19 protein-coding genes and 1 riboswitch are annotated in these 22498 nt (G+C 70.9%); of the genes, 11 read left to right on the top strand and 8 right to left on the bottom strand.

From position 1 onward, the window contains the following. Positions 1–20: 20 nt before the first annotated feature. The 4 genes from H9Y04_RS38300 to H9Y04_RS38285 form a co-directional block, all read right to left on the bottom strand. Positions 21–707: a GntR family transcriptional regulator gene (locus tag H9Y04_RS38300; RefSeq protein WP_187818814.1), complete on the bottom strand. Its 687-nt coding sequence runs from the start codon at positions 705–707 to the stop codon at positions 21–23. A gap of 230 nt (positions 708–937) precedes the next feature. Continuing rightward, positions 938–1702 (bottom strand): M23 family metallopeptidase, encoded by a 765-nt coding sequence (locus H9Y04_RS38295; RefSeq protein ID WP_187818813.1) that lies wholly within the window; start codon positions 1700–1702, stop codon positions 938–940. Positions 1703–1716: 14 nt separating this feature from the next. Beyond that, positions 1717–1876: riboswitch (cyclic di-AMP (ydaO/yuaA leader) on the bottom strand. A 230-nt stretch (positions 1877–2106) separates the two neighbouring features. Further along, positions 2107–3492, bottom strand: a complete 1386-nt coding sequence (locus H9Y04_RS38290; RefSeq protein WP_187818812.1) for a M16 family metallopeptidase — start codon at positions 3490–3492, stop codon at positions 2107–2109. Further along, positions 3489–4835 (bottom strand): M16 family metallopeptidase, encoded by a 1347-nt coding sequence (locus H9Y04_RS38285; protein ID WP_187818811.1) that lies wholly within the window; start codon positions 4833–4835, stop codon positions 3489–3491. The genes H9Y04_RS38290 and H9Y04_RS38285 overlap by 4 nt, the downstream gene beginning before the upstream one ends. 219 nt (positions 4836–5054) lie before the next feature. On the opposite strand from H9Y04_RS38285, the gene H9Y04_RS38280 reads away from it, so the two are divergent. Then, positions 5055–7505, top strand: coding sequence for a DNA gyrase/topoisomerase IV subunit A (locus H9Y04_RS38280; protein WP_187818810.1), 2451 nt, complete (start codon positions 5055–5057; stop codon positions 7503–7505). A 74-nt stretch (positions 7506–7579) separates the two neighbouring features. On the opposite strand, the gene H9Y04_RS38275 is transcribed toward H9Y04_RS38280, so the two are convergent. Beyond that, positions 7580–8860: a CobW family GTP-binding protein gene (locus tag H9Y04_RS38275; RefSeq protein WP_187818838.1), complete on the bottom strand. Its 1281-nt coding sequence runs from the start codon at positions 8858–8860 to the stop codon at positions 7580–7582. 425 nt (positions 8861–9285) lie between these two features. Here H9Y04_RS38275 and H9Y04_RS38270 point away from each other — a divergent pair, with 425 nt between their 5' ends. Beyond that, a complete protein-coding gene (locus H9Y04_RS38270) occupies positions 9286–9723 on the top strand; it encodes a DUF6082 family protein (protein ID WP_187818809.1) in 438 nt (145 codons plus the stop codon). A gap of 105 nt (positions 9724–9828) precedes the next feature. Here H9Y04_RS38270 and H9Y04_RS38265 read toward each other — a convergent pair whose 3' ends face one another. Together H9Y04_RS38265 and H9Y04_RS38260 are read right to left on the bottom strand one after the other, a co-directional pair. Then, positions 9829–10083, bottom strand: a complete 255-nt coding sequence (locus tag H9Y04_RS38265; protein ID WP_308801715.1) for a hypothetical protein — start codon at positions 10081–10083, stop codon at positions 9829–9831. 192 nt (positions 10084–10275) lie between these two features. Further along, positions 10276–11436: a citrate synthase/methylcitrate synthase gene (locus H9Y04_RS38260; protein WP_187818808.1), complete on the bottom strand. Its 1161-nt coding sequence runs from the start codon at positions 11434–11436 to the stop codon at positions 10276–10278. A 173-nt stretch (positions 11437–11609) separates the two neighbouring features. Here H9Y04_RS38260 and H9Y04_RS38255 point away from each other — a divergent pair, with 173 nt between their 5' ends. The 9 genes from H9Y04_RS38255 (at position 11610) to H9Y04_RS38215 (ending at position 21562) form a co-directional block, all read left to right on the top strand. Continuing rightward, the gene (locus H9Y04_RS38255; protein ID WP_187818807.1) at positions 11610–12860 is read left to right on the top strand and encodes a citrate synthase; all 1251 of its coding nucleotides are present in this window, start codon (positions 11610–11612) and stop codon (positions 12858–12860) included. 196 nt (positions 12861–13056) lie between these two features. Continuing rightward, positions 13057–14043, top strand: coding sequence for an ABC transporter substrate-binding protein (locus H9Y04_RS38250; RefSeq protein ID WP_187818806.1), 987 nt, complete (start codon positions 13057–13059; stop codon positions 14041–14043). 2 nt (positions 14044–14045) lie between these two features. Beyond that, positions 14046–15038 carry an amino acid ABC transporter permease gene (locus H9Y04_RS38245; RefSeq protein WP_187818805.1) on the top strand — a complete coding sequence of 331 codons (993 nt, stop codon included), beginning with the start codon at positions 14046–14048 and terminating at the stop codon, positions 15036–15038. Continuing rightward, positions 15035–15799, top strand: coding sequence for an amino acid ABC transporter ATP-binding protein (locus tag H9Y04_RS38240; RefSeq protein ID WP_306660213.1), 765 nt, complete (start codon positions 15035–15037; stop codon positions 15797–15799). The genes H9Y04_RS38245 and H9Y04_RS38240 overlap by 4 nt, the downstream gene beginning before the upstream one ends. Further along, complete coding sequence (locus H9Y04_RS38235) at positions 15796–16983, top strand: M20/M25/M40 family metallo-hydrolase (protein WP_308801714.1); 1188 nt, start codon at positions 15796–15798, stop codon at positions 16981–16983. Before H9Y04_RS38240 ends, H9Y04_RS38235 begins: the two co-directional genes overlap by 4 nt. Before the next feature lie 60 nt (positions 16984–17043). After that, entirely contained in the window at positions 17044–18321 is a 1278-nt protein-coding gene (locus H9Y04_RS38230) for a cyanophycinase (protein ID WP_187818804.1), read from the top strand. Positions 18322–18415: 94 nt separating this feature from the next. Continuing rightward, positions 18416–19339, top strand: a complete 924-nt coding sequence (locus H9Y04_RS38225; RefSeq protein ID WP_308801712.1) for a MurR/RpiR family transcriptional regulator — start codon at positions 18416–18418, stop codon at positions 19337–19339. A 114-nt stretch (positions 19340–19453) separates the two neighbouring features. Beyond that, entirely contained in the window at positions 19454–20464 is a 1011-nt protein-coding gene (locus H9Y04_RS38220) for a LacI family DNA-binding transcriptional regulator (RefSeq protein ID WP_187818803.1), read from the top strand. A gap of 171 nt (positions 20465–20635) precedes the next feature. Next, positions 20636–21562 (top strand): ferredoxin family protein, encoded by a 927-nt coding sequence (locus H9Y04_RS38215; protein ID WP_187818802.1) that lies wholly within the window; start codon positions 20636–20638, stop codon positions 21560–21562. Positions 21563–21652: 90 nt separating this feature from the next. Here H9Y04_RS38215 and H9Y04_RS38210 read toward each other — a convergent pair whose 3' ends face one another. Then, positions 21653–22429: an SDR family NAD(P)-dependent oxidoreductase gene (locus H9Y04_RS38210; RefSeq protein WP_187818801.1), complete on the bottom strand. Its 777-nt coding sequence runs from the start codon at positions 22427–22429 to the stop codon at positions 21653–21655. Positions 22430–22498 lie beyond the last annotated feature (69 nt).

Here is a 22498-nt window from a genome sequence, read left to right as displayed (position 1 = left end):
CTTTGTATACGGCCCGCTTGTTAAGCCCGGCCGCCCGCCATGTTTACGCGATGTTGCGAACCGCTCACACGGGCCGTCGGCGTCCGGCCTCTCAACCGGTGTGCGCGGGCGGCCCGTTCGGTGTGCTGGGCGGTGAGCTGGCGGGCTCGTTCGGCGTCCCCGCGGGCCACCGCGTCGACGATCGCGCCGTGCTCCGCCCAGGATTCGGAGGGCCGCTCCGGGGACTCCACCGCGTACATCCACGCGATCTTGTGGCGCAGCTGGGTGAGCAGCGTGATCAGACCGGGGCTGCCCGAGGCCTGCGCGAGCGTCTCGTGGAACCAGCCGCCGAGGCTGCGCAGATCCTCGCTCTGCCCGCTCCTGGCCCGCTCCTGCCCCAGCCTGACCAGGCCTCGGAGCACCTTGAGGTGCGCTTCGGTGCGGCGCTGCGCGGCGCGTGCGGCGCCGAGCGGTTCGAGCAGCATCCGCACCTCGAGGAGATCGGCGGCCTCCTGCGCGGTGGGCTCGGCGACATGGGCGCCGGCGTGCCGGCGGGTGACGACGAAGCCTTCGGCCTCGAGCGTGCGCAGGGCCTCGCGGACCGGCACGCGCGAAACCCCGTAGCGGCGCGCGAGCACTTCCTCGGTGAGCCGGCTGCCCCGTTCGTAGACCCCGGAGACGATGTCGTCCCGGATGGCCGTGCATACCGACTGCGCGGGAATGCGCATGACCTGACCACCGCCCTGCTGCTCGTCGTAATTCGACTCTATTGCAGACTCCCCCAATTTCCCGATGCACGGCGGGAATTCATGGGGTTGCATTTACTCGCGGGTTACGGCAGACACAAGGCAGGTGCGGGCAAGGCGGACAGAAGGCGCGCACAACGCCGAAGGCCCCGGCAGCGGATGCCGGGGCCTTCGCGCGGGACGATGCGGATCGGATCGCCGGACGCGGTGGGTCAGATGCTGACGCCGTGCGCGCGCAGATACGAGACCGGGTCGATGTCCGAGCCGTAGTCGGGGCTGGTGCGGGCCTCGAAGTGCAGGTGCGGGCCGGTGACGTTGCCGGTCGCGCCCGAGAGGCCTATCTGCTGGCCGGGGGTGACCTGCTGGCCGACGGTGACGGCGATGGACGAGAGGTGGCCGTACTGGGTGTACGTGCCGTCGTTCATCTTGATCACGATGTTGTTGCCGTACGCGCCGCCCCAGCCGGCCTCGACGACGGTGCCCATGCCGACCGCGTGCACGGAGGTGCCGGACGCGGCGTGGAAGTCCACGCCGGTGTGACTGCCGGAGGACCAGACGGCGCCGCCGGCCTTGTAGCCGGTGGAGACGTAGGAGCCGGCGATCGGCGTGGTGAAGGAGTTCAGACGCTTGCGCTCGGCCTCACGGGCGGCGCGCTCCTTGGCCTCGCGCTCCGCCTTGGCCTTCGCCTCGGCCTTGCGCTTGGCCTCGGCCTCGGCCTTCTGCTCGGCGGCGGCACGCTCGGCCTCGGCCTGCTGGGCAGCGGCCTGGGCGTCGATGCGCTCGGTGAGGGTGTCGCCGATGGAGACGGCCTTGGTGAGTCCGGTGTCCTCGACGGAGGCCTCCGCGGCGTACGCGGTGGAGCCGAGCGAGCCGATCACGCCGGTGGTGGTGAGGGCGGCGACGCCCGCGATGCTCGCCGACTTGCGCGTCAGCGCGCTGGGACGGCGGTGCTTCCCGGTGGCACGGGAGAAAGCCATGGAGCGGCGGTGTCCTTTCCTTCCTTCTCGCCTACCGGGTTAGCTGACGGGTTCGGAGCAGGAAGGTCTCCTACGGTCACCGTCTCGCGACGGCTTCCGATTCACCCCAGGGACTGCGTATGGGTCCCCGGCTCCCCAGGCTCGCGCCTGACGGGGACTCGGCGATGACTGCCCGTTGCCGCGGATGCGGCGTACAGCGGACGAACAGCCGGACCGACGCTAAGCGGGACATCTTTCAATCAACAAACGGAACCGGCCTTTTGTAGCGCATGCCACAGGGCAGACCCTCAACCTCCGTACCAATTCGGACATACACGGATAACTACGTAGAACAGGGACCCCAGAAGGCTCTGGAGTCCCTGTTCACCTGCGGCGGGCCTGCTGGATCCGCCCCAGTCCGTCACCTAGCCCGTGACAACCGTCACTTCACCGATCCCGAGCGCCTTCACGGGCTCCGCGATCTCGGCCGCGTCGCCCACGAGGACCGTCACCAGACGGTCCACCGGGAACGCGCTGACGACGGCGGCGGTCGCCTCGACCGTGCCCGTCTCGGCGAGCATCCGGTACAACTGCGCCTGGAAATCGTCCGGCAGGTGCTGCTCGACCTGGTCGGCAAGGGTGTTGGCGACCGCGGCCGCGGTCTCGTAGCGCAGCGGTGCGACGCCCACGAGGTTCTGCACCGCCGTCTCGCGCTCCGCGTCGGTCAGTCCCTCGGCCGCGAGCGTGCGCAGGACCTTCCACAGGTCCTCGAGCGCCGGGCCCGTATTGGGCGTGTCCACCGAGCCGTTGATGGCCAGCATGGCCGCGCCGCTGCCGTCGGGCGCGGACCGCAGGACCTGGCCGAAGGCCCGTACGCCGTACGTATAGCCCTTCTCCTCGCGCAGCACGCGGTCCAGACGGGACGTCAGAGTCCCGCCCAGGCAGTACGTGCCGAGCACCTGGGCCGGCCACACACGGTCGTGCCGGTCCGGGCCGATGCGTCCGATGAGCAGCTGCGTCTGGACGGCGCCGGGCCGGTCGACGATGACCACGCGGCCGGTGTCGTCGGCCGTGACCGGGGCGGCGGGGCGCGCCTGGCCGGGCGTGCCCGTCCACTGTCCGAGGGTCTCGGCGAGCAGGGCGTCGAGGTCCGTGGCGGAGAGGTCGCCCACGATCACGGCGGTCGCCGTCGCGGGCCGCACCCACGCGTCGTAGAACGCGCGCACGGCCTGGGAGTCGATGCGCCCGACCGTCTCCTCGGTGCCCTGGCGCGGCCGCGACATCCGCGCGGTGGCCGGGAACAGCTCCTTGTAGAGCTCCTTGGCGGCGCGCCGCGAGGGGTTCGCCAGCTCGTGCGGGATCTCGTCGAGGCGGTTGCGCACCACGCGGCTGACCTCGCTGTCCGCGAACGCCGGTGCGCGCAGCGAGTCGGCGATCAGACCGAGCGCCTTCGGCAGCCGCGAGACGGGGACTTCGAGCGAGACCCGTACGCCCGGGTGGTCGGCGTGCGCGTCCAACGTGGCGCCGCAGCGCTCCAGTTCGGCCGCGAACTCCTCGGCGCTCAGCTTGTCGGTGCCCTCGGAGAAGGCGCGCGCCATGATGGTCGCGACCCCGTCGAGGCCCTCCGGCTCGGCGTCGAGCGGCGCTGCGAGGAAGATCTCGACGGCGACGACCTGCTGGCCGGGACGGTCGCAGCGCAACACGGTCAGGCCGTTGGGCAGTGTGCCGCGCTCGGGGGCGGGGAAGGCCCAGGGCTTGGCCTCGCCGGCCTGGGGCTGCGGGTGGAATTCCATGGTGGAGAGCTCGGTCACTGCCCCGCCTCCTCTTCCTCTACGTCACTTTCGTCGGCGTCGTCGGCGTGCACGGGCTCGTACACGAGGACCGCGCGGTTGTCGGGGCGCAGCCGGGCCTTGGCCACCGTCTGGACCTCCTCGGCCGTGACCGACAGGACGCGGTCCACGGCGGTGAGTGCCAGCTGCGGGTCGCCGAACAGGACGGCATAGCGGCACAGTTCGTCGGCGCGGCCCGCGACGGTGCCGAGCCGGTCGAGCCACTCGCGCTCCAACTGGGCCTGCGCGCGCTCCATTTCCTCGGCCGTGGGGCCCTCGGCGGCGAACCGTGCGAGCTCCTCGTCGACGGCGGCCTCGATCACCGGGACTTCGACGTCACCGGAGGTCTTCACGTCGAGCCAGCCGAGCGAGGGAGCACCGGCCAGGCGCAGGAGGCCGAACCCGGCGGCGACAGCGGTCTGGTCGCGCCGTACGAGACGGTTGTAGAGCCGCGAGGACTCGCCGCCGCCGAGCACGGTCAGCGCCAGGTCGGCCGCGTCGCACTCGCGCGTGCCGTCGTGCGGCAGGCGGTAGGCGGCCATCAGGGCGCGGGCCGGCACCTCCTCCTCGATCACCTCGCGCTTCTGCTCGCCGATGATCTCGGGCAGCGAGCCGTCGCGCGGCGGCTGCTTTCCGTCGTGGGACGGGATGGAGCCGAAGTACTTCTCGATCCAGGCGAGGGTCTGCTCGGGGTCGATGTCGCCGACGACCGAGAGCACCGCATTGTTCGGCGCGTAGTACGTACGGAAGAAGTTCCGCGCGTCCTCCAGCGTGGCCGCGTCCAGGTCGGCCATCGAGCCGATGGGTGTGTGGTGGTACGGGTGGCCCTCGGGGTACGAGAGCGCGGTGAGCTTCTCGAACGCGGTGCCGTACGGGACGTTGTCGTAGCGCTGGCGCCGCTCGTTCTTGACGACGTCGCGCTGGTTCTCCATCGACTCGTCGTCGAGGGCCACGAGCAGCGAGCCCATGCGGTCGGCCTCCAGCCAGAGCGCGAGCTCCAGCTGGTGGGCGGGCATGGTCTCGAAGTAGTTGGTGCGCTCGAAGCTGGTCGTGCCGTTGAGCGAACCGCCCGCGCCCTGCACCAGCTCGAAGTGCCCGTTGCCCTTCACCTGGCCCGAGCCCTGGAACATCAGGTGCTCGAAGAGGTGGGCGAGGCCGGTACGGCCCTTGACCTCGTGCCGTGAACCGACGTCGTACCAGAGGCACACGGCAGCGACTGGGGTCAGGTGATCTTCGGAGAGCACGACGCGCAGGCCGTTGGCCAGCCGGTGCTCGGTCGCTGTCAGGCCGCCGGAGCCGGCCTCGGCGGTGGCCGTGTGACCCATGGGCATGTGGTCCCTTCGAATGCGTGAAGTACGTGCGGGTGGAGAGTTCTGTCACTGTATGCAAGCGCGCGGACATCCGGGTAAGTTCCCGTCTCCGCTCAGCCCAGAGCGATCACATCCGTGCTCCGTGGCCGGGTCGGCGTCCGCGTTGTCAGTGGCGCGGTCCACAATGGTCCGCGTCAGAGAACCGCACTTGTAGGTGAAGGAGCCGCAGCAGCGATGGCCCGCCGCAGCACGAAGACCCCGCCGCCGGACGACTTCGAGGAGAAGATCCTCGACATCGACGTCGTCGACGAGATGCAGGGCTCCTTCCTCGAGTACGCGTACTCGGTCATCTACTCGCGCGCCCTGCCGGACGCCCGCGACGGCATGAAGCCGGTGCACCGCCGGATCGTCTACCAGATGAACGAGATGGGGCTGCGCCCCGACCGCGGCTATGTGAAGTGCGCCCGCGTCGTCGGCGAGGTCATGGGTAAGTTGCACCCCCATGGCGACGCGTCCATCTATGACGCGCTCGTCCGCATGGCGCAGCCGTTCTCCATGCGGCTTCCGCTGGTCGACGGGCACGGCAACTTCGGTTCGCTCGGCAATGACGACCCGCCGGCCGCGATGCGGTACACCGAGTGCCGGATGGCCGACGCCACGTCCTTGATGACGGAGTCCATCGACGAGAACACGGTCGACTTCACGCCCAATTACGACGGGCAGGAGCAGGAGCCGGTCGCACTGCCGGCCGCGTATCCGAATCTCCTGGTCAACGGCGCGTCCGGGATCGCGGTCGGCATGGCCACCAACATGCCGCCGCACAACCTCGGCGAGGTCATCGCCGCGGCCCGCCATCTCATCAAGCACCCGGGCGCCGACCTCGAGACGCTGATGCGTTTCGTCCCGGGTCCCGACCTGCCCACGGGCGGCAAGATCGTCGGCCTCGGCGGCATCAAGGACGCGTACGAGAGCGGGCGCGGCACCTTCAAGATCCGCGCGACGGTCGCGATCGAGAACGTGACGGCGCGCCGCAAGGGCCTCGTCGTCACCGAACTGCCCTTCACCGTCGGCCCCGAGAAGGTCATCTCCAAGATCAAGGACCTGGTCGGCGCGAAGAAGCTGCAGGGCATCGCCGACGTCAAGGACCTCACCGACCGTGCGCACGGCCTGCGTCTGGTCATCGAGATCAAGAACGGCTTCGTGCCCGAGGCCGTTCTGGAGCAGCTCTACAAACTGACGCCGATGGAGGAGTCCTTCGGTATCAACAATGTGGCGCTCGTGGACGGCCAGCCGCTCACGCTCGGCCTCAAGGAGCTCCTTGAGGTCTACCTCGACCACCGCTTCGAGGTCGTACGGCGCCGCAGCGAGTTCCGCCGCGGCAAGAAGCAGGACCGCCTGCATCTGGTCGAGGGCCTGCTCGTCGCGCTGCTCGACATCGACGAGGTCATCCGTCTGATCCGCTCCAGCGACAACTCCGCGCAGGCCAAGGAGCGCCTGATGGAGCGCTTCTCGCTGAGCGAGATCCAGACGCAGTACATCCTCGACACCCCGCTGCGCCGGCTCACCAAGTTCGACCGGATCGAGCTGGAGTCGGAGCGCGACCGCCTCAAGGCCGAGATCGCCGAGCTGACCGCGATCCTCGACTCGGACAGCGAGCTGCGCAAGCTGGTCTCCACCGAACTGGCCGCGGTGGCCAAGAAGTTCGGCACCGACCGCCGTACCGTGCTCCTGGAGTCGGCGGGCGCCCCCGCGTCCGCGGTGCCGCTCGAGGTCGCCGACGACCCGTGCCGGGTGCTGCTCTCCTCCACGGGACTGCTCGCCCGTACGGCCAACGGCGAGGTCTCCTTCGACGCCGAGGCCAAGCGCGTCAAGCACGACGTGATCGTCTCGGCGGTGCCGGCGACCCAGCGCGGCGAGGTGGGCGCGGTGCTCTCCTCGGGCCGTCTGCTCCGTCTGAACGTCATCGATCTGCCCCAGCTGCCGGACACCGCATCAGCGCCCAACCTCTCGGGCGGCGCGCCGATTTCGGAGTTCCTCTCGCTGGAGGACGACGAAAGCCTGATCTGTCTGATGACGCTGGACGAGTCCTCGCCGGGCCTGGCGCTCGGCACCGAGCAGGGCGTGGTCAAGCGCGTCGTGCCGGACTATCCGGCCAACAAGGACGAGCTCGAAGTCATCACGCTCAAGGACGGCGACCGGATCGTCGGGGCGTGTGAACTGCGCACCGGCGAGGAGGACTTGGTCTTCATCACGGACGACGCACAGCTGCTCAGGTACCAGGCATCGCAGGTCCGCCCGCAGGGCCGCCCGGCCGGCGGCATGGCGGGCATCAAGCTGGCGGCGGGCGCGAAGGTGATCGCGTTCACGGCGGTGGACCCGGCGGCGGACGCGGTGGTGTTCACCATCGCGGGCTCACGCGGCACGCTCGACGACTCGGTGCAGACCACGGCCAAGGCCACACCGTTCGACCTGTACCCGCGCAAGGGGCGGGCCACGGGCGGTGTCCGGGCGCAGCGCTTCCTCAAGGGCGAGGACTGCCTGTCCTTCGCCTGGGCGGGTCCGGTGCCGGCGAAGGCGGCCCAGCGCAACGGCACTCCGGCCGAGCTGCCTGAGCTCGACCCGCGCCGCGACGGCTCGGGCATCTCGCTCGGCAAGCCGGTGGCGGCGGTGTCGGGGCTGGTGTAACCGGCGGAGCCTCACAGGGGCCGGACTCGGGCGTCAGCCGGGTCCGGCCCCTTGCCGTGGGCGGCCTCGTCCGCCTAGTCCGACTCCGGTTCGTCCAGCTCGTCCAACTCGTCCAGCTCGAACGACTCGCCCAGCTCGTCCACCCCGTCCGCCGCATCCACGGCCTGCCCCGCCTCGGGCACCAACTCGGCCTCCTCGCTGCCGTCCTGCCGTACGAACCGCAGCACTCCCCACATGGCCTCGGGCCGGACATCCTGCGGCACGTCGTCGCGGCACCGCTCGAGTCCGGCCGTCAGCGCGGCCGTATCGACGCCCGCGCCGATCAGCACCAGCTGTGTGCACCGCTCCTGCCCCGGACCCCACGGCTCGGGCGTGAACCGCAGAAACCGGCCGACGGCGTGCAGCGCGTACCGGTTGCGCCGGTCGTGGTCGCCGAAGTCGATGAACCCCTTGATGCGGTAGAGGCCTTGGGGCCGCGCATCGAGAAAGTCGAGCAGCCGCCGCGGGCTCATCGGGGTCCGTGCCTCGAACGAGACGGTCTCGTACGCGGCGTGCAAGTGGCCCTCGTGCCCGGCCCCGTGGCCTCCGCGGCTCTCGTGACCTTCGTGTCCTTCGTGGCCCCCTTGCTCCCAGCCCTCCCCGTCTTCCCCGTCCGCCCCGACTTCCTCCCGTACGTCGTCGAAGGACAGCTGCCCGATCCGCTCCGTGCTCGGGCGCCGCTCGAAGAGCAACTCGGGATCGATCCGGCCGTACGAGGCTTCGACGACCGCGGCTGTCGCGCCGGCCCCGGCGATGGCATCGCGCAGGCGCCCGAGCGCCTCGGCATTGATCCGGTCAACCTTGTTGAGCACGATCAAGTCGGCCAGCGCCAGATGCCGTTCGAGCTCGGGATGCCGCTCGCGCGTGGCCTCGAACTCGGCCGCGTCGACCACCTCGACGAGCCCGCCGTACACCGCGTACGGGTTCTCGCTGGCGAGCAGCATCCGCACCAGTTCCTGCGGCTCGGCGAGTCCGCTGGCCTCGATCACGATGACGTCGAGCCCCACGGACGGGTGGGTGAGCTTCTCCAGATACGCGTCGAGCTCGCTGCCGTCGACGGCACAGCACAGACAGCCGTTGCCGAGCGAGACGGTGGAACCGACCTGCCCCGAGACGGACATGGCGTCGATCTCGATCGCTCCGAAGTCATTGACGACGACGCCGACCCGGGTGCCGCCGCTGCCCCGCAGAAGGTGATTGAGCAGGGTGGTCTTGCCCACTCCCAGAAAACCGGCGAGCACGACCACGGGGATCTGCCGCGCAGGCCCCGATGCCTGCTGCCCGCCTCCGGAGAGCTGTTGCTCGCCTCCGGAGATCTGCCGCTCGCCTCCGGAGATCTGCCGCTCGTCTCCGGAAATCTGCCACTCGGACACGCTGCGCCTTTCGTACGGCGTGAGGGGAACCGGAACAGCATAGGCAAGCTCTCACTTGCGGCACTCGGGGCCCTGGGGAGCCCTCGCTTCCGGCACTCAGTGCAGATTTTTTCATCGAGTTGCCCGCAGTAAACGATTGTTAGCACCGCTTGCGGGGCACAGAACCTGCACGGCGCATGTCACGACATCAGTACGCGACTGTGCGCCGTCCTCTCCGCCCTCCCGCCGACCAGAGCCGCTCGGCACCCTGGAGGGTGGCAAGCGCACCGCCCACCGCTCGCCGGTCCCGCTCCCCTGTCGCCCCGCACCCGACGGCCGGCGGACGGTCGCCTGAATCGAGGGTTGACATGGCCACACAGAGTTCTGGGGTGAACGCCGACATACAGCAGCGCCTGCTCGAACATCTGGAGCGACAGGATCGCCACAACCGGCTGATAGCTCAGCAGCAGCTCCAGCTGGACCTGTTGGGCAAGGCCCTCAGCGACCCCTCGCTCGCATCCGTCTTCGATCTCCACGGTGGCAATGTCACCGACGAGCGACGCCGGCAGTATCTGTTCGCCAACGCCATGTACACCAACGCTCTCCTGGCCTGGCGCATCGAGAACATCACCGAGGAGCAGTTCATCGGCTACGTACGCGGCATGCTGCAGAACGAGGTCTTCCGCGAGTACTGGGACGCCACCCGTGCTCAACGCCTCACTCTCGACGACGAGTCGGACGAGGCGCGGATCGGACGCGAGGTCGACAAGCTGGCGGATCTCCTCGACGAGTCCGACTCCGACGAGTGGTGGGTGGTCGGGAACTGACGCGAGGGCATGCGAAGGCCCGGTACGCACGCTCGGGGAGCGAGTACCGGGCCTTGGGGGTCGAAGCCAGTGTCTGAGAGGTATGAGGCGTGAGCGCCGGATGTGTCAGGCGTCCGGGATATCACTTTTTGCCCTGAGTAGGGTCTCGCGGGTGATGACCACGATCCGCTCGTGAGCACCGCGTGAGGCATCGGCGGGCAGGCTGCCCTCGAGGAGGTCGGTACGGTCGGTACCGATGATGGCGAAGGAACCGTCCGACAATTCGAAGATGTCGGGGCAGTTGCTTCCGCTGAGGCTTCCGCGCTGAGCAGGAGAGGCACCGAGGCGTCGGCGCACGCGAGCGTTTGGATCAATGGTCACAGGGCATTTAAGCCTGCCCTGCACGCACGACTAAACCTGCACGCGCGCACCACGCTTCACATTGAGCCATTCGTGAACCTCGGCTGACATGGGCCCCGCTGGCCGAAATCCGTACAGCCTGGGAGCTTGACGCAGTCAGATTGGCTCAGAATGAACCACCTATCAGGATGAATCATCGGAAGCCGCTGACATTCACGGCCGATCGAGAGTAGGGACACTCGTCGGCGGCTCCGCCCCCACATACCGCGCCGCCGGCCGGATGATCTTCGAGTCCTCGGCCTGTTCCAGGATGTTGGCGCTCCAGCCGACCACCCGGGCCGCGGCGAACGTCGGGGTGAACATCTCGCGGGGCAGGCCGCACAGTTCCATGACCACGCCCGCGTAGAACTCGACGTTGGTGTGGAGTTCGCGGCCCGGCTTCAGCTCCGCCAGGATCGCCTCCACCTGGCGCTCCACCTCGATCGCGAACTCGACCAGCGGGCCGCCGAATTCCCGGGCGATGCCCCGCAGCATCCGCGAGCGCGGATCCTCCGTGCGGTACACGGGGTGGCCGAATCCCATGATCCGGTCACCGGCCAGGACCCGCTCCCTGATCCAGGAGTCGATACGGTCCGGCGTGCCGATCGCGTCCAGGGTGTCGAGCGCCCGGCTGGGCGCACCACCGTGCAGAGGCCCCGAGAGAGCGCCGACGGCACCCACCAGACAGGCCGCCACGTCCGCCCCGGTGGAGGTGATGACGCGGGCCGTGAAGGTGGACGCATTGAATCCATGGTCGATCGTGGAGATCAGGTAGCGCTCGATCGCTCGCGTGCGCGCCGCGTCCGGCACCGAACCGGTCTGCATGTAGAGGTAGTTGGCGGCGTACGAGAGGTCCGTGCGCGGCTCGATCGGCTCCAGGCCCTGCGCCAGGCGGTGCAGGGCGGTGAGCAGGGTGGGCACGACGGCGCTCGCCGCCAGCGTGTCCGCGAGGCGCCGCTCCGGGTCGATGTCGTACACCGGCCTGAACCCCTTGGCCGCACCGAACAGCGACAGCGCCGTGCGCAGCCCGGCCAGCGGGCCCGAGAGCGCCGAGGCCCGCGCGATCGCGGGGAGCGCCGCGGCCACCTCGCCGGGCAGGGCGCGCAGGGCCGCCGCCTGCTCCGTGAAAGCCTGCAGCTGTGCGGCGTCCGGCAGTTCTCCGTGCACCATCAGATGCCATACGTCCTCGAAGCCGCGGTGCTCCGCAAGCTCCACGGCCGAGTACTGGCGGTAGTGGTAGAAGCCCTCGCGGCCTCGTACGTCCCCGAGCGCGGTGTCCGTGACGACCACCCCGGCCAGCCCGCGCGGAACCTCACCGATCAGACCTTGCGCCATTGCCCTGCTCCCCTCTGCTGTGCCGCATCCCTGCTGCGCTGCATTCCTGCTGCGCTGCATTCCTGCCGCTCTGCATTCCTCTGTCCACGTCTTGATTCGACTGTCTATCCTTGACTTCATCATTGTCAATATTGATTGAATCAATGCATAGCGATGACGGATACGGTGAGGCCATGAGCGGTGAGCAGGGCGGCAGCCGGCGGCTGTCCACCAAGGAGGCGGCGGAGCGGCTGGGCGTGAAGGCCGAGACCGTGTACGCCTACGTGAGCCGGGGGCTGCTGAGCAGCCAACGGGAGACGAACGGGCGCGGATCCACCTTCGACGTCAAGGAAGTGGAAGCGCTGGCCCGGCGCAACACCCGTTCCGCAGCGGCGAGTTCGGCCTCCGGCGAGCTCGCCGTGAGGACCCGGATCACACTGATCGAGCCGGACGGCTACTACTTCCGCGGGGTCGACGCGACCGAGCTCGCCGGGCACTACACGTACGAGCCGGTCGCCGAGTGGCTGTGGACCGGGGTGCTGCGCGAGGAGGTCCGCTTCACCGCCCCCGAGGAGATCGTCGGCGCCGCACGCCGGGCCGTGCAGGCACTGCCCGAGCACAGCGGGCCGATGGACCGGCTCCGGGTCGCCACCATCGCCGCGGCGGCGGCCGACCCCCTCCGTTTCGACCTCGACGAGCAGGCCGTACTCGGCACCGCCCGCGCCTTGGTGCCGACCCTCGTCGACGCCCTGCCCACCGTGGGCCACTGGTCGCGCGACGAGCACACGATCGCCGGCCGGCTGTGGCCGAGGCTCACCCGGCGTGCGCCCGACGGACCCTGGATGACCGCCCTGGACAAGGCACTTGTGCTGCTCATCGACCACGACCTCGCCGCGTCCACGCTCGCGGTACGGGTCGCGGCCTCGGCCCGCGCCCATCCGTATGCCGCGGTCTCCGCCGGTCTCGGCGTGCTCGAAGGCCCGCTGCACGGAGCGGCCAGCGGTCTGGCGCACCGGATGCTCACCGAGGTCCTCGACCGGGGCAGCGCGGCCGCCGTCGTGGCCGACCATCTGCGGGCGGGCCGGCGGGTGCCCGGGCTCGGCCACCGGCTGTATCCGCGGGAAGATCCGCGCGCACAGGCCCTGTTCGCCGCGCTCGCCGAGGTGCCGGAGGCGCGTGCGGCGCTGGACGCGGCGCACGACGTGGTGGCCACCACCGCCCGGCACACCGAGCTGTACGCCAACGTCGATCTCGCGCTCGCCGTACTGACCGTGGCAGGCAAGATGCCGCCCGAGGCCGGCGAGACCGTGTTCGCCGTGGCCCGTACGGCCGGGTGGATCGCGCACGCCCTGGAGGAGTACGGCGAGCGGCCGCTGCGGATGCGCCCGAGCGGCCAGTACACGGGAGCCCGCCCGCCCCAGCCGTTGCCCACGCCGCAGCGCTAGCCCCAGTCCCGGTCCCGCTCCCAGCCTCAGTCCAAGTCCCAGTCCCAGTCCCAGTCCCAGTCCCGCCAGGCGATCACCCCCGCCGAGGCCATGGATACACCGCACCCAGCACTGTTACAGACGTTACATCTATTCAATTCAGCCAGCGATCTGTAACGTCTGTCTCGTCATCGCGGATCCATGAGAAGGACCCACCATGCCCATTCACCTGCGCACCCCCTCATCCCAGGCATTCGCCCGCCGTGCCGCGGGCTCCACCGCCCTCGCCGCCGCACTCGCCCTCATCGCCGCATGCGGTTCCGGCACCGGAGCCGAGGACGCGGCGCCCGGCGCTGCCGCGGGCAAGCCGGTACAGGTCGCGGGTGTCGCGGTCGCCGAGGACAAGGCCCTGCACGAAGCGCTCCCCCCGGCAATACGGGACGCCGGCGTGCTGCGGGTCGCCTCGGACGTGCCGTACCCGCCCTTCGAGATGTTCGAGAAGGAGGGCAGCACGAAGATCACGGGCCTGGACTACGACCTCGCCCAGGCCCTCGGCGGCAAGCTCGGCCTGCGGATCGAATTCACCCCGCAGAAGTTCGACGGGATCATCCCGGCCATCCAGGCAGGCAAGTTCGACCTGGCCATCTCCGCGATGACGGACAACAAGCAGCGCCAGCAGGTGGTCGACTTCGTCGACTACTCCGTCTCCGGCACGGGCGTCCTCGTCAAGGAGGGCAACCCGCGGGGCATCACCGCCGCCCTCGACCTGTGCGGGCACAAGGTCGCCGCCCAAGCGGCCACCAACCAGGCGGACTTCGTCAAGGAGCAGCAGCCGAAGTGCGCCGCGGCGGGCAAGGGGAAGATCGACCTCCAGACCTATCCCAAGGACTCCGACACCCAGCTCGCCGTGAGCAGCGGCAAGGCCGACGCGGCCGTCATCACCAAGCCCGCGGCCGGATACATCGCCAAGACCGTCGGCGACGGCGGCACGTTCGACCTCGTCGACGATCCCGGGGCCAAGGGCGGCTACAACGCCTCGCCCAACGGCATCGCCGTCACCAAGAAGCACCCCGGTCTCGCGGACGCCCTGCTCAAGGCGCTCCAGAGCCTCATGGACGACGGCACCTACGGAAAGATCCTCGACAAGTACGGCGTCGCCTCGATCGGTCTCGACAAGGCCACCAAGAACGCGGCGGTGGACTGAAGATGAGCCTCGTCCCCTCCGTCTCCGGCACACCCGCCGCGATGCCCACCGCACCTGACGTACCGCACGAGCAGCTGCGCACGGTGCCCATGCGGCACCGGGGCCGCTGGGCCGCCGCCGCGGTGGCGCTCGTCGCGGGCGGCGGCACCCTGTGGTCCCTCGCGAAGAATCCGAATCTGGACTGGCCGACCGTCGGTGCGTACCTGTTCCACGAGACGGTCTTCAGCGGCCTGGTCACCACGCTCTGGCTCACCGCCGCCGCCATGGCCATCGGCCTGGCGGGCGGCACGGTGGTCGCCGTCCTCCGGCTCTCCGCCAACCCCGTACTGTCCACGCTGGCAGGCCTGTTCGTCTGGTTCTTCCGCAGCACCCCGATCCTCGTCCAGATCATCTTCTGGGGCTTCCTGGGCGCGCTCTATCCGAACCTGATGCTCGGCATCCCCTTCACCGACATCACCTTCTACTCCGCCTCCACCTCCGCGGTGATCACCCCGACGGTGGCCGCGCTGCTCGCCCTCGGGCTCAACGAGGTCGCGTATGCCGCCGAGATCATCCGGGGCGGCATCCAGTCCATCGACCCCGGCCAGGCGGAGGCCGCCCACTCGCTCGGCATGAAGCCCGGCCTGACGCTGCGCCGCGTGGTGCTGCCACAGGCCATGCGGGTCATCGTGCCGCCGATGGGCAACGAGACCGTCACCATGCTCAAGACCACGGCCCTGGTCTCGGTGATCGCCGGTCACGACCTGATGTCCAACATCCAGGACGTGTACGCCCAGAACTACAAGGTCATCCCGCTCCTCGTGGTCGCCGCCCTCTGGTACCTGCTGCTCGTCTCGCTGCTGTCCGTCCCGCAGGGCTGGCTGGAGCGGCGTTACGGGCGCGGCAGCGCCTCGGCCGCCGGTCCGTCCGCGCTGCGCCGGCTGCTGACCGTACGAGCGGCCCGCCCCGGCGGTCCCCGTACCCACACCCGTATACGGAAGGGAAACAAGGCATGACCGCCCCCATGGTCGTGGCCCAGGGCGTGACCAAGCGCTTCGGCAGCGTCGAGGTCCTCAAGGGCATCGACCTGACCGTCGCCCGCGGCGAGGTCTGCTGTCTCCTCGGCCCCTCCGGCTCCGGCAAGTCCACCTTCCTGCGCTGTGTGAACCATCTGGAGCGCGTGGACGGCGGCAGCATCACCGTCGACGGCGAGCGCATCGGCTACCGGCGGCGCGGCGACCTGCTGCACGAGCTGGCGGAGCGCGAGATCGCGGTGCAGCGCCGCGACATCGGCATGGTCTTCCAGCGCTTCAACCTCTTCCCGCACATGACCGCCCTGGAGAACGTGACGGAGGCGCCCGTACGGGTCCGTCGCCTCTCCCGCGCCGCCGCCCGCGAGCAGGCGCACGCCCTGCTCGACCGGGTCGGCCTCGGCGATCGCGCCGGTCACTATCCGGCTCAGCTCTCCGGGGGACAGCAGCAACGCGTCGCCATCGCACGGGCGTTGGCGATGGAACCGAAGCTGATGCTCTTCGACGAGCCCACCTCCGCCCTCGACCCCGAACTCGTCGGCGAGGTGCTCGACGTGATGCGCGGCCTGGCCGCCGACGGCATGACGATGATCGTGGTCACGCACGAGGTGGGCTTCGCCCGCGAGGTCGCCGACACCGCCGTGTTCATGGACGGCGGCGTGGTCGTGGAGGCGGGCGCGCCGCGCGACGTGCTCGACCGGCCCGGGCAGGACCGCACCCGCTCCTTCCTGGCCAAGGTCCTGTGAGCGCCCCCGCGCACGAGGACGTGCGTCTGGGGATGCTGCGCGAGGCCGCGGCCGGCCGCTACGAGCGTTTCGTGGCCGATCTGCGCACGATGACGGCCATCGACTGCGGCAGCCACGACGCCGATGGCGTCGACGAGGCGGGCGCGTTCGCCGCGGCCCGGCTGCGTGAACTCGGCTTCGAGGTACGGGTGGTGCCCATGGCGGGCGCGCCGGGTTCCGCGCTCGGCAGTGCCGTCGTGGCCCGCCGCAGGGGCCGGCTCCCGCACGGCCGCAGCATCCTTCTGATGGCGCACCTCGACACCGTGTACGAGCGGGGTACGGCCGCCGCGCGCCCGATGCGCATCGAGAACGGCATCGCGTACGGGCCCGGCGTCTGCGACGACAAGGGCGGGCTCCTGCTCGGTCTGCTCGCCGCCGGGGCGCTGGCCGACGCGGACGCGGAGGACTACGCCGAACTGACCGTGCTCCTCACGCCGGACGAGGAGATCGGCTCCCCCGCGAGCCGCCCCCTCACGGAGTCGCTCGCCGCCCGCGCCGACTTTGCCCTGTGCCTGGAGTGCGCGCGCGAGAACGGCGACATCGTCGTCGCCCGCAAGGGCGCGGTCGACCTGCGTATCACGGTCCGCGGCCGGGCCGCGCACAGCGGGGTCGAACCCGAACGCGGCGCCAACGCGGCCCTGGCCGCGGCCCACTTGGTCGTGGCGCTGCAGCGGATCGCCGGGGTCAACGTGGGGCGGATCCGGGCCGGCACGCGCACCAACGTGGTGTGCGACGAGGCCGTGCTCGACGCCGAGGTGCGCGCCATCGGTCAGGCCGAACTGGACGCCGCCGTACGGGAGATCGAGTCGCTCGCCACCCGCATCTGGGTGCCCGGCACGTCCGCCGAGGTCGTCCGGGGAGAAGCCTGTCCGCCGCTGGAGCACACCTCGTCCGGCACGGCGCTCGCCGCCATGGCGGTCGGCATCGCCGCCGAACTCGGCTTCGCCCTCGGCGCCGCCGAGACGGGCGGCGTCGCCGACGCCAACTTCGCCGCAGGCACGGGCGTCCCGGTGCTCGACGGCCTCGGCCCGGTCGGCGGCGGCGATCACAGCCCGGCTGAGTGGCTCGACCTGGCGAGCGTCGTGCCCCGGGGCACCCTGCTCGCCGCGCTGATCGCCCGGCTCGGCGCGGGGCCGCGGCGCTGAGCCGCGCGACAGCCGCGCCAAGAACACCCACCCATCCCCCTTTCCCTCGTGGAGGACCGCATGCCCTCTGCACCACACCCCCGTCCGCACTCGCCCTCTGCACCGCGGCCCCGTGCCCACTCCCGCCGCACCTTCCTGACCCTCGCGGCCGGCGCCCTCACCGCGGCGGCCGCGACCGCAGCACCCGCGACGGCGGCGAACCGTCGCACCACCGCGTCCGCCACCGGCGGCACGCTCTTTCTGATCGGCGGAGCCCTGGCCGACACCAACACCCAGGTCTACGGCAGGATCGTGGCCGCCGCGGGCGGCAGCGGCGCCCGCTTCGGTGTCCTCACCACCGGCTCCCACCCGGATGACGCGGCGGCCAACGGCGCGTTCTACGCCGACCTGCTCAAACGGCACGGCGCCGGCTCCGCCGAGTGGCTGCCCATCGACGCCGGCCGTCCCGGCGCCGCCGAGGACGCGGCACTGGCCGCCAAGGCCTCCGGCATGACCGGGTTCTTCCTCGGCGGCGGCGACCAGTACCGGTACGCCACGGTCCTCAAGCGGTCCGACGGCGGCGACACCGCCGTACTCGCCGCCGTCCGCGCGCGCCTCGCCGCGGGCGGCGTCGTGGCGGGCACCAGCGCGGGAGCGCAGATCCAGGCCGGCGCCGACATGATCACCGGCGGCGAGAGCTACGAGGCGCTGCGCGACGGGTCGAGTCCCGGCTGGTTCGAGGACGCCACCCGCCTCGGCTATCTGGCCGGCGGCGGGTTCGGGTTCTTCTCCCACGGCCTTGTCGACACCCACTTCGCGGCGCGCGGCCGCCAGGGCCGCTCCCTGCGGCTGGCGTCCGACACCGGCCACAGCCGCTTCTTCGGCATCGACGAGAACACGGCTCTGGAGGTGGCCGGCGTCGGCACCGGCCAGGAGAGCCTGACGGTGCTGGGCGAACGGGCGGTCTTCGTCTTCGACCTGCGCACCGCCGCCCCCCGTACGGACAACGGCGAGTGGGGCATCTCCGCCGTGAAATACGGCCAGTTGACGGCCGGTGACCGCTACAACCCGTACACCTGGGGGATCACCCCCGCGTCGGGCCGGGCGCCCCTAGTGCCGCGCGACCGGTATGCGCGCCGGGCGACCGACGACGTCTTCGCCTCGTACGTGTTCACGGACAACGCCGGGGACCTCGCGCTCAGCGGGCGCTCGACCCGGATGACCGACTACACGTACGAGACGGGCCCCGAGTTCGCGGTGGAGCTGCGCAAGCCCTCGGCCGGTTACGCCGCGTGGACCGCCGACGGCCGCAGGCCCTCCACGCTGCAGGGCATGCTCGTGGACGTGTACGCCCCCTGATGAGGCGCCGATAGGGTCGGGGTCCGGGGGCGTGATCAGCTCCCCCGGACCCCGAACACGAAGCCCGACCCGCAAGAGACCGAGGAGTGAGCCGGTGGCCAAGGAACCGGTGGCCCAGGAGCCGGTACCCCAGGAGCCGGCAGCTCCGGGCACGGTGGCCGAAGCGATCCGGCGCCGGCTGGGCGAGTGCAGCCCGGCCGAGCGCAAGGTCGCCCGCGCGCTGCTCGCCGCATACCCGGCCGCCGGTCTGGAGACCGTGGCCAAGGTCGCGGACCGCGCGGGCGTCAGCGCACCCACGGTCGTGCGCTTCGCCAACAGGCTGGGCTACCGGGGATTCCCGGAGTTCCAGCAGGCGTTGCGCGACGAACTCGACCAGCGCGAGGCATCGCCGCTCTCGCTGTACACGGCCACGGGGTTCGCGGCGCGCGGCGACTCCCCCGCCGATGAGCTCCTGGCCGCTGCGGCCCGGTCGCACGCCGCCGCCCTCGACTCCACGTACGGAGCACTGCCGCCGGCCGACCTGCAGCGTGCCGTCGACCTCCTGGCCGATCCCAAGCGCCGCGTCCTGCTCACCGGCGGCCGGTTCAGCTCACTGCACGCCCGCTACCTGGGGCTGCATCTGCTCCAGGTCCGTGACGACGTACGGCTGCTGCCCGAGGGCGAGGTGGAGCGGACCGCCGAACTCGCCAACGCGGGACGCCGGGACGTGCTCGGCATCTTCGACTTCCGGCGGTACGAGCAGCAGTCGCTGGCGCTGGCCACCCTGGTCGCGCGGCGCGGCGGCAAGGTGGTCCTGTTCACCGACCACTGGCTGTCGCCGGTCTCCGCCGTGGCCGATGTGGTGCTGCCCAGTCAGGTCGGCGCGGCCACCACTCCCTACGACACCCTCGTACCGGCGCTGGCCGTGGTGGAGACGGTGGTGACCGGGGTCCTTCAGGCGCTCGGCGACCGCGCGGAACAGCATCTGCGGCGTGCGGAGGAGACCAGCCAGGCGCTGCGGACCGAGACCGGCGCTTAGGCGCCGACCGAGACCACCGCCCGGGCGCGCGGACCGCGGGCAGGCGCGTAGCTCTCTGCATCCAACTCTGACTTCCCGCAAGCAGAGTGCAAAGCTTGCGCTAATCTTGCGTCCATGACGCGACGACTTGCTCAAGTGGCCAAGAAGGTCGGGGTCAGCGAGGCCACGGTCAGCCGGGTGCTCAACAACAAGCCCGGCGTCTCCGAGGCCACCCGGCAGTCAGTGCTCTCCGCCCTCGATGTGCTCGGATACGAACGGCCGACCCAGCTGCGCGGCGAACGCGCCCGCCTGGTCGGCCTCGTCCTGCCCGAGCTGCAGAACCCGATCTTCCCGGCGTTCGCCGAGGTCATCGGCGGCACCCTCGCCCAGCAGGGCCTCACCCCCGTGCTCTGCACCCAGACCAAGGGCGGGGTCTCCGAAGCGGATTACGTCGAGCTGCTGCTCCAGCAGCAGGTGTCCGGCGTCGTCTTCGCGGGCGGTCTGTACGCGCAGGCCGACGCCCCGCACGACCACTACAAGCAGCTCGCCGCCCGCAATATCCCGGTGGTCCTGATCAATGCGGCCATCGCCGATCTCGGCTTCCCCGCCGTCTCCTGCGACGACGCCTCGGCCGTGGAACAGAGCTGGCGTCATCTCGCCTCGCTCGGCCACGAGCGCATCGGCCTGGTGCTCGGCCCCGCCGACCACATGCCCTCGCAGCGCAAGCTGATCGGGGCGCGCGCGGCGGCCAAGGCGGCGGGCGGCTCGCTGCCCGACGAGCACGTGGTGCGCGGGATGTTCTCGCTCGAAGGCGGTCAGGCCGCGGCCACCCGGCTGATCGACGCCGGCGTCACCGGACTCATCTGCGCGAGCGACCCGCAGGCGCTCGGCGCGGTGCGCGCGGCCCGCCGGCGCGGGCTCGACGTACCGCGGGAGATCTCCGTGGTCGGTTACGACGACTCCGCGTTCATGAACTGCACCGAGCCGCCGCTCACCACGGTCCGCCAGCCCATCGAGGCGATGGGCCGCGCGGCGGTGGAGCTGCTCTCGCTGCAGATCGCGGGCAGTTCGGTGCCGTCCGAGGAGCTGCTCTTCGAGCCCGAGCTGGTGGTGCGGGGTTCGACCGCGCAGGCGATTCGCGACTGACGGCACGAACCATGACGGTCACCTGTCGATGATTTGCGGCGTGCGCGCGAGAATTCACAACACCTTTCCGGTACGGCCACGGCATCACCTTGTGGATTCCTCCCACGCACCCCGCAGCGGAGGCGCACAGTCCTACGAACACCCTCGCCCGGTCAGGCTAGGCTCACCTATGTGACTACGTGCGCCACCGCCTCCCGCGACCTGGGCGAGCCCGTCGCGGGAACCGCGGCCACCGCCACCACCTGGCTGCTTCTGGAGCAGCCGGGCCCCTGGGGTGCCAAGGCGCTCACCTCGAGCCACCTCGACCCCGCGCTCGGCGCCGCCCTGGAGGCCGCCGCCAAGGACACCGGCGTACGGATCGCACTGATCCGCCGCCCCGGCCGGCACGCCGACTCCCACTCGCCGGTCGAGCGCCAGGTGTACGCGGCCCATGTCCGGCCGGACGGCGCCTGGCTGCACAGCGCCGTCGTCACGGATCCCGCGCAGCTTCTTGCGCTGGACTTCGCGGCGCTCGGACGCGGTGAAGTCGCCTCGTTCGACACGGAGTTGGCGGGCGGAGAGCACACCGGCGCACCGCTCGCCCTCGTCTGCACCAACGGCAAGCGCGACCGCTGCTGCGCCCTGCTCGGCCGCCCGCTCGCGGCAGAGCTTGCCTCCGGCGGCGCGAGCGGCGCCTGGGAGATCACCCATCTCGGCGGCCATCGCTTCTCGCCGACGCTGCTCGTCCTGCCGTACGGCTACGCGTACGGCAGGCTCGATGCCGCCGCCGTCAAGGAAGTCCTGCGCTCCGTACGCGAGGGCCGCATCGTCACCGAGGGCTGCCGCGGCAACTCCGCCTGGGACCGGCCGGGCCAGGCCGCCGAGCTCGCGGTGCGCAAGGCCGTCGGCGAGTGCCGGGCCGGGGCGCTCTCGGTCGTGCGCAGCGAAGGCGCCGCTCCGCAGTGGCAGCTCACCGTCGCCCACCGGGACGGCCGCGCCTGGTCCGTGACCGTCGTACAGAAGGCCGCCGAGCCGCCGCGGCCGGAGAGCTGCGGCGGCGCGCTGGGGTCGCCGGCGCGGATGGACGTGGTGGCGGTGCGGGAGCTGGCCGGGGTCTGACGGGGCGGAGGGGCTGAAGGCTCGACTGGACCCGAGTCCTCAACTTCCCTCCCGTATACGGCCATTGGTGCCGCCGACACCCCGACACTTCTAAGCCGACCCCTTCACCACACTCCACCCACCGTCCACCACCAGGCTCGCCCCGGTGACATATCCCGCCTCATCCGCCGCCAGGAAGGCGATCGCCGCCGCCACTTCCTCCGGCGTCCCGAACCGCCCCGCCGCCGTCTCCGCCACGCTGCGCGCCCTGTCCTCCTCGCCGACGCGGTTCCACGCGGCGGTGAGGATCGGGCCGGGCAGCACACAGTTGACGCGCACCTCTGGCCCGTATTCGACCGCGAGCTGACCGCAGAGCGAGAGCAGCGCGCCCTTGCCGGCCGCGTAGGCAGGGTGGCCCGGGATGCCCTTGTGGGCATGGACGGACGAGGTGAGGACCACCGCGCCGCGCTCGGCGCGCAGGTCGGGCAGCAGCGCCTTGAAGCCCAGGAACGCACCGGTGAGATTGACGGAGAGCTGCCGCTGCCAGGACTCAAGGGAGAGCTCGTGCGCGGGAGCGACCTCGACCGTGAAGGCGTTGTTGACCAGGACCCCGACGGGCCCGAAGGAGTGCGCGGCCGCGGCCACCCGCTCCCAGTCGGCGGGATCGGACACATCGGCCCGTACGAAACCGGCGCGGCCGCCCTTGCCGCGGATGTGCTCGGCGACGTCGGCGCCCTGCTCGGCGGCGACATCGGTGAGCACGACGGCGGCGCCCTCGGCGGCGAGCCGCTCCGCGGTGGCCGCACCGATCCCGGAGGCGGCCCCGGTGACCACGGCGACCCGGCCGGCGAAGCGGTGGCCTGCGGACTGCTCTGTTCGGCTCGGCATACCGCCATCCCAACCCGCCCCGCGCCCCAGGACAATACGTGAGCCCGCTCACAGCACACCCCGGCGCGT

This window comes from Streptomyces polyasparticus (assembly GCF_014493765.1).
GTDB classification, from domain to species: domain Bacteria; phylum Actinomycetota; class Actinomycetes; order Streptomycetales; family Streptomycetaceae; genus Streptomyces; species Streptomyces polyasparticus.
This window is presented reverse-complemented; position numbering and strand designations above follow the sequence as displayed.

What these genes read in the sequence shown, in the direction of transcription:
- H9Y04_RS38240 (WP_306660213.1), top strand. Translation starts at nt 15,035, where the DNA reads ATGACCGCCCCCATGGTCGTGGCCCAGGGCGTGACCAAGCGCTTCGGC.
- H9Y04_RS38220 (WP_187818803.1), top strand. Translation starts at nt 19,454, where the DNA reads ATGACGCGACGACTTGCTCAAGTGGCCAAGAAGGTCGGGGTCAGCGAG.
- H9Y04_RS38210 (WP_187818801.1), bottom strand. Translation starts at nt 22,429, where the DNA reads ATGCCGAGCCGAACAGAGCAGTCCGCAGGCCACCGCTTCGCCGGCCGG.
- H9Y04_RS38300 (WP_187818814.1), bottom strand. Translation starts at nt 707, where the DNA reads ATGCGCATTCCCGCGCAGTCGGTATGCACGGCCATCCGGGACGACATC.
- H9Y04_RS38255 (WP_187818807.1), top strand. Translation starts at nt 11,610, where the DNA reads ATGAGCGGTGAGCAGGGCGGCAGCCGGCGGCTGTCCACCAAGGAGGCG.
- H9Y04_RS38285 (WP_187818811.1), bottom strand. Translation starts at nt 4,835, where the DNA reads ATGGGTCACACGGCCACCGCCGAGGCCGGCTCCGGCGGCCTGACAGCG.
- H9Y04_RS38230 (WP_187818804.1), top strand. Translation starts at nt 17,044, where the DNA reads ATGCCCTCTGCACCACACCCCCGTCCGCACTCGCCCTCTGCACCGCGG.
- H9Y04_RS38295 (WP_187818813.1), bottom strand. Translation starts at nt 1,702, where the DNA reads ATGGCTTTCTCCCGTGCCACCGGGAAGCACCGCCGTCCCAGCGCGCTG.
- H9Y04_RS38280 (WP_187818810.1), top strand. Translation starts at nt 5,055, where the DNA reads ATGGCCCGCCGCAGCACGAAGACCCCGCCGCCGGACGACTTCGAGGAG.
- H9Y04_RS38245 (WP_187818805.1), top strand. Translation starts at nt 14,046, where the DNA reads ATGAGCCTCGTCCCCTCCGTCTCCGGCACACCCGCCGCGATGCCCACC.
- H9Y04_RS38250 (WP_187818806.1), top strand. Translation starts at nt 13,057, where the DNA reads ATGCCCATTCACCTGCGCACCCCCTCATCCCAGGCATTCGCCCGCCGT.
- H9Y04_RS38260 (WP_187818808.1), bottom strand. Translation starts at nt 11,436, where the DNA reads ATGGCGCAAGGTCTGATCGGTGAGGTTCCGCGCGGGCTGGCCGGGGTG.